Origin of the sequence: Nocardia sienata NBRC 100364, from assembly GCF_001613205.1 — a bacterium.
GTDB lineage: Bacteria > Actinomycetota > Actinomycetes > Mycobacteriales > Mycobacteriaceae > Nocardia > Nocardia sienata.
Map to the genome: position 1 here is coordinate 1 of NZ_BDBX01000073.1, position 6440 is coordinate 6440.

The 6440-nt window shown below is 67.3% G+C and carries 6 protein-coding genes; 3 read left to right on the forward strand and 3 right to left on the reverse strand.

All coding sequences use genetic code 11. The annotated features are described in order from the left end of the window. Positions 1-63 precede the first annotated feature (63 nt). Positions 64-774, forward strand: a complete 711-nt coding sequence (locus NS4_RS29130) for a response regulator transcription factor (RefSeq protein ID WP_063062692.1) — start codon at positions 64-66, stop codon at positions 772-774. Next, a complete protein-coding gene (locus NS4_RS29135) occupies positions 774-2150 on the forward strand; it encodes a sensor histidine kinase (protein ID WP_084487828.1) in 1377 nt (458 codons plus the stop codon). The genes NS4_RS29130 and NS4_RS29135 overlap by 1 nt, the downstream gene beginning before the upstream one ends. Positions 2151-2353: 203 nt before the next feature. Here the strand turns inward: NS4_RS29135 and NS4_RS29140 are convergent, their stop codons facing one another. The 3 genes from NS4_RS29140 to pdxH all read right to left on the reverse strand — a co-directional run bounded on the left by NS4_RS29140 (position 2354) and on the right by pdxH (position 5132). Next, positions 2354-2713 carry an FKBP-type peptidyl-prolyl cis-trans isomerase gene (locus NS4_RS29140; protein ID WP_030522790.1) on the reverse strand — a complete coding sequence of 120 codons (360 nt, stop codon included), beginning with the start codon at positions 2711-2713 and terminating at the stop codon, positions 2354-2356. A 28-nt stretch (positions 2714-2741) separates the two neighbouring features. Then, positions 2742-4040: a citrate synthase gene (locus NS4_RS29145; protein ID WP_084487827.1), complete on the reverse strand. Its 1299-nt coding sequence runs from the start codon at positions 4038-4040 to the stop codon at positions 2742-2744. Between the two features lie 372 nt (positions 4041-4412). Beyond that, entirely contained in the window at positions 4413-5132 is a 720-nt protein-coding gene (gene pdxH / locus NS4_RS29150) for a pyridoxamine 5'-phosphate oxidase (protein ID WP_063062693.1), read from the reverse strand. A 60-nt stretch (positions 5133-5192) separates the two neighbouring features. On the opposite strand from pdxH, the gene NS4_RS29155 reads away from it, so the two are divergent. Then, positions 5193-6347, forward strand: coding sequence for a citrate synthase 2 (locus NS4_RS29155; protein ID WP_063062694.1), 1155 nt, complete (start codon positions 5193-5195; stop codon positions 6345-6347). The last annotated feature ends 93 nt before the right edge of the window (positions 6348-6440 follow it).

Genomic DNA, 6440 nt, shown 5'->3' on the forward strand with positions numbered 1-6440 from the left:
CGCGCCGATAAACACAGCCTCAACCCCGCGCCGCCGCAGGCGGCGCCAGAGATAATAGATGACGTGACGGAGCGGATCAGCAATCCGGCGGTGCTCGTTGTCGACGACGACGAGGATGTTCTCGCGTCGGTGGAGCGGGGTCTGAGATTGTCCGGGTTCCGGGTGAGTATCGCCCGGGACGGGGCGGCCGCGTTGCGTGCGGTGTCCGAGGAGGCGCCGGACGCTGTCGTCCTCGATATGAATATGCCCGTGCTGGACGGGGCCGGGGTGGTGACGGCCCTGCGCGCGATGGGGAACGAGGTACCGATCTGTGTGCTGAGCGCACGCAGTTCGGTCGGTGACCGGATCGCGGGTCTGGAGTCGGGCGCCGACGATTATCTGGTCAAACCGTTCGTCCTGGCGGAGCTGGTCGCGCGGATCAAGGCGCTGCTGCGGCGGCGCACCGATACCGCCACCGCTCCGGGAACTCCGGATATCGTCTCGGTCGGTCCGCTCCAGGTGGATACGGCAGGTTATCGGGCGATGCTGAACGGCCAGGAGATCGAGCTGACCAAACGTGAGTTCGAACTGCTGTCGACCCTGGCGCGTAACGCCGGTGTGGTGCTGAGCCGGGAACGGTTGCTGGAACTGGTATGGGGCTACGATTTCGCCGCCGATACGAATGTGGTGGACGTCTTCGTCGGCTACCTGCGCCGCAAACTGGAAACCGACGGCACGCCCCGGCTGCTGCACACCATTCGCGGCGTCGGGTTCGTGCTGCGAGAGACGAAGTGATCGGCGGCGGGTCCGGGCGAAGACGCCGCCGATCGTATTCGCTGCGCGCCCGGGTCGCCGGGGCGGCGGCGGCCGGGGCGGTTCTCATCGTGGCGGTGGTGAGCGCGATCGCCGTTCCCGCCATCGAGCACAACAACCTGCAGCAGACCGACCAGCAGTTGCGAATCGCTTCGCGGCTGGTGCTGATCGAGCCGGTGGTCGCCGTGGGGGTGGTGAACCTGCTCGGGCCCGACCGCAATATGGCGCTGACCGTCCGGGACGAGGACCGGGTCCTCGCGTCCAGTTCCGTGGAGTTGCCGGATCTGGAGCCCGGCGCGAAGACGGTCACCGTGGAGGACACTCCGTACCGGGTGCTGACCACCACGGAGAATCAGCCCGCCGGCCGCTCGGTTTCGCTGGGTATCCCTGCGGCGGAGGCGGCCGAGATGACCGCCGAACAGCAACGCTGGGTGCTCTTCGGAGGTCTGCTCGCGATCGCGGCCGCGGCCGGTCTGGGCTGGTTGTTCGGCGGGCGCGCGGTCCGGCCGATCGTGGTGCTCACCCGCCAGGTCGGGGCACGCACCGGGTACGGCGACGCCACGCCCGAACCCGTCGACAGTTCCGGAGTGCTCGAGGCCGAACAGCTGGCCGACGCGGTGAACACCATGCTCCGCCGGGTCGACCAGGCACAGACCGAAACGGCTGCCGCCCTGGAGACCGCCCGGGATTTCGCCGCGGTATCGGCGCACGAACTACGCACCCCGCTGACCGCGATGCGCACCGACCTGGAGGTGCTGGCGACCCTCGATCTGGACGAATCCCAGCGCGCCGAGATCCTCGCCGATCTGCAGCGCAGCCAGGAGCGAGTGGAGACCACGCTGGCCGCGCTGGAGCGCCTCGCCTCGGGTGATCTGACCTCCGAACGCGACCATATCGATACCGATATCGCGGAGCTGCTGGATCAGGCCGCCCATGACGCCATGCGCCACTACCCCGGGGTGACCGTCCGGATAGACACCGACGCCGAACTCGTCACCCGTGGTCTGCCCGCGGGCCTGCGCCTGGCGGTGGACAACGCCGTCAAGAACTCCGTCAGACACGGCGGCGCCACCGAGGCGCTGCTATCGGCCCACCGCGCCGCCGACGACACCATCGTCATCTCGATCGACGACAACGGGAGGGGGCTGGCGCCCGAGGAACGCGAAACCGTTTTCGCCCGCTTCGCCCGAGGCAGCCAGGCCAGCAAGGGCGGATCCGGCCTGGGCCTGGCCCTGGTGGCCCAGCAGGCCCAGCTGCACGGGGGCCGGGCCTATTTCGACGACGGCACCCTCGGTGGGGTCCGGCTGGTTCTGGTCCTGCCGAGTCGTGTCGTCCCGGGGACCGTGGGGCCGGCGTAAGGAGGCGGCAGCGTCAGCACCGAAGCCCCGGGAGCCGGCAGACTACACCGGGCGGCCGTACTCCGAGGTAGCGGTGATGCGGGGAACTTCCAGGTCATGTCCGGAGACGCCGAGAAGACCGCGCCGAAAGCCGAACTCGGCCCCGGAGCCGCAGCTCCGGGGTCGAGTCGGGTTGCCGAGAGATGCCGGCCCGGCGCACGGACCTACTTGGCGTCCAGCAGGTCGATCACGAAGACCAGGGTCTTACCGGACAGATGGTGTCCACCACCTGCGCGGCCGTAGGCCAGTTCCGGCGGAATGGTGAGCTGGCGACGGCCGCCGACCTTCATGCCCGGAATTCCGTCCTGCCAGCCCTGGATCAGGCCACGCAGCGGGAAGGTGATCGATTCGCCGCGGTTCCACGACGAATCGAATTCCTCACCGGTATCGAATTCCACGCCGACGTAATGCACTTCGACGGTGCCGCCGGGGACGGCTTCCGGGCCCTCGCCGACGGTGATGTCCTTGATGACCAGCTCGGTGGGCGGGGGACCCGCCTGAAATTCGATCTCCGGTTTGCTCATACCTTGAATCCCCTTCGATTCAATCGATTCAGCGGTTGGTGATTTCGGAATAGTCCCGTGCACCATAGCCGGTGTAGATCTGCCGCGGACGGCCGATCTTGATGGCTTCGCTGTGCATTTCCCGCCAGTGCGCGATCCAGCCCGGAAGCCGGCCCATGGCGAACAGCACGGTGAACATGCGGGTCGGGAAGCCCATGGCCTTGTAGATGACGCCGGTGTAGAAATCGACGTTCGGGTAGAGCTTGCGCTCGACGAAGTAATCGTCGGTGAGCGCGGCCTCTTCGAGGGCCTGGGCGATATCGAACAGCGGATCGCTGCCGAGCTTGCTCAAGATGGTGTCGGCGTGCTTCTTGGCGATCGCGGCGCGCGGGTCGTAGTTGCGGTAGACCCGGTGCCCGAAGCCCATCAGCTTCACACCGTCTTCCTTGTTCTTGACCTTGCGGATGAATTCCTTGACGTCACCGCCGGCGGTGAGGATACCGTCCAGCATCTCCAGCACCGCCTGGTTGGCGCCGCCGTGCAGCGGACCCCACAGCGCGTTGATACCGCCGGAAACAGAGGTGAACAGGTTGGCGTCGGAGGAGCCGACCAGCCGGACCGTGGAGGTGGAGCAGTTCTGCTCGTGGTCGGCGTGCAGGATGAGAAGCATGTCCAGGGCGGCGGCGATCTCCGGGTCGACCTGGTAGGGCTCGGCCGGGAAACCGAAGGTCATCCGTAGGAAGTTCTCCACCAGCGACAGCGAGTTGTCGGGGTAGAGGAACGGCTGACCCACCGACTTCTTGTACGAGTACGCGGCGATGGTGGGCAATTTGGCCAGCAGCCGGATGGTGGACAGTTCGACCTGTTCGGGGTCGCGGGGGTCCAGCGAGTCCTGGTAGTAGGCCGAGAGCGCGTTGACCGCCGAGGAGAGGACGGGCATCGGGTGCGCGTTACGGGGGAAGCCGTCGAAGAAGCGCTTCAGGTCTTCGTGCAGCAGGGTGTGCCGGCGGATCTTATCGGTGAAATCCTCGAGCTGATCCTGGGTGGGTAGTTCGCCGTAGATGAGCAGATAGCTGACCTCGATGAAAGTCGAGTTGTCCGCGAGCTGCTCGATCGGGTAACCGCGGTAACGCAGAATGCCCTGTTCGCCATCGATATAGGTGATGGCCGATTTGGTCGACGCGGTGTTGACGAATCCCGGGTCGTAGGTCGTATATCCCGTGCTGGCCAGCAGCTTGCCGAGATCGATACCGTCGTTTCCTTCGGCGGCCTGCGCGATCGTCATTGGGTATTCGCCACCGGGGTAGGTGAGAACCGGTTTGGCGTCATTGATGTGATTCTCGGGCACGGAAGGTTCCCTCTCAGGCTTAAGACCGTCGGCATCGCGTGCGGACGACACACGGTGCGTTACCGGTAGACGCTAGTCCTTGCTCCGCCGGGACCGGTGGGGAGGGTACCCGCGCACCGATCTCACAATCGCGCCGCGCGGGCGTGAGATTCAGCGGTTCGCCTGGCGGCCGGTATGGCTGTGACCGGGGAAAATGCCCATGTAAACCGACCCCGGCCGGTTGTGGACAACGCCCGTGCCAGATCCACGGAAAGCGCCGCTCGGCACCGCTCACAGAGCGTACCCACAAGCCTGTCGGCGAAACCGTGCGAAACATCACCGGAGAAGATGTAACGGGTCTGGACACGACCGGCGACCGGTCCGCTCGCTTCGTCACGGCTGGAGACGCCGCACCGACATACCGGCGTCGTCGATACGGACCACGATCCGGTTGTGCAACCGCCCGCGCTGCCCCTGCCAGAACTCCACCTCGTCGGGACGCAGCAGATAACCGCCCCAATGCGGAGGAACGGGCACCTCGTCCACCGCGGCGAAACACCGAGTCGTCCGCGCCAGCTGTTCGTCGAGCTCGGCGCGGGAGCCGATCGGTTCGGACTGACGCGAGGCCCACGCGCCGAGCTGGGATTCCCGCGGCCGCGACCGCCAGTACCGCTCGGTCACCTCGGCGGGCACCCGGTCCACCCGGCCGCGGACATGGGCCTGGCGGGCCAGCTGCGGCCACAGGAAGGTCGCCGAGGCGTACGGCGTCGCCGCGAGCTGGGCGCCCTTGGCCGACTCGTAGTTCGTATAGAAGGTGACACCCTCCGGTGAAAGGCCCTTGCAGAGCACCGTGCGTGTCACCGGGCGGGCATTCACCCCGGACCCGGCGACGGTCGCGAGCACCATGGCATTGGGTTCGGCGATTCCGGCCACGGTCGCCTGTTCTATCCACAGCCGCAGCAGCGGCTCCCAGCCCGCGGCCACCGAGAGTTCGTCCAGTTCCGTGTCGTGCACACCCAGCAACGGTCCGCAGTTCCGCGAACCCGGATGCCCCGCACCGTATTCGGCACGCATCGCGCCGAGATCGGCACCCGTCTCCTCCACATCGGCCATGGGCCAGACGTTACTCCCGGGTAGCTCGGCGCTAGAGTTCTGTTGAGAGGAGAGTCGCGTATGACCACCAAATCCGCGGTATCGGGGTCCGGCGTGGTGCCGGACGATTTCGTCAGCGGCCTGGAGGGGGTGGTCGCCTTCACTACCGAGATCGCCGAACCGGACAAGGACGGTGGCGCGCTGCGCTACCGCGGCGTGGACATCGAGGACCTGGTCGGCAACCGGGTCACCTTCGGCGATGTCTGGGCCCTGCTGGTCGACGGCGAATTCGGGCACGGCCTCCCACCGGCCGAACCGTTCCCGCTGCCGGTGCACACCGGCGACGTGCGCGTAGACGTCCAGGCCGGCCTGGCGATGCTCGCCCCCATCTGGGGATATCGGCCACTGCTGGATATCGACGACGCCACCGCCCGGGAAAACCTGGCCCGCGCCTCGGTGATGGCACTGTCCTATGTGGCGCAATCGGCCCGCGGTATCTACCAGCCCGCCGTTCCACAGCGCCGCATCGACGAATGCACCACGGTCACCGACCGCTTCATGACCCGCTGGAAGGGCGACCCCGATCCACGCCACACCGAGGCCATCGATGCCTACTGGGTCTCGGCGGCCGAACACGGCATGAACGCCTCCACCTTCACCGCCCGGGTCATCGCCTCCACCGGCGCCGATGTGGCCGCCTCGCTCTCCGGAGCCATCGGCGCCATGTCCGGCCCGCTGCACGGCGGCGCCCCCGCCCGGGTCCTGCCCATGATCGAAGAGGTGGAACGCACGGGTGATGCCCGCGCGCTGGTCAAAGGGATCCTGGACCGCAAGGAAAAGCTGATGGGCTTCGGTCACCGGGTCTATCGGGCCCAGGACCCGCGCGCCCGGGTCCTGCGCGATACCGCCGCCCGCCTGGCCGCGCCGCGTTACGAAGTGGCCGCCGCCCTCGAACAGGCCGCCCTGGCCGAACTCCGCGAACGTCGGCCCGACCGCGCCATCGAAACGAATGTCGAATTCTGGGCCGCGGTCATCCTCGACTTCGCCGAGGTTCCGGCACATATGATGCCGGCCATGTTCACCTGCGGCCGGACCGCCGGCTGGTGCGCGCACATCATGGAGCAGAAGAAATTGGGCAAGCTGGTCCGGCCGGCGGCGATCTACACGGGTCCGGGGCCACGGAAACCGCAGGACGTCGCGGGGTGGGGCGAGGTGCGCGTCGAACCCACGGAGTAGACCGACGGCGGCGGGTCCAGCAGCTGCCGCCGGGGGGTTGTCAGCACTCCGGACCGGGAACCGGCGAGACTCGGGGTGGGGTTGCTCGTGAAA

Bases quoted from the DNA above. Each gene is read 5' to 3' on its own strand.
- pdxH (WP_063062693.1), bottom strand. From the start codon at position 5,132: ATGGCCGATGTGGAGGAGACGGGTGCCGATCTCGGCGCGATGCGTGCC.
- NS4_RS29140 (WP_030522790.1), bottom strand. From the start codon at position 2,713: ATGAGCAAACCGGAGATCGAATTTCAGGCGGGTCCCCCGCCCACCGAG.
- NS4_RS29155 (WP_063062694.1), top strand. From the start codon at position 5,193: ATGACCACCAAATCCGCGGTATCGGGGTCCGGCGTGGTGCCGGACGAT.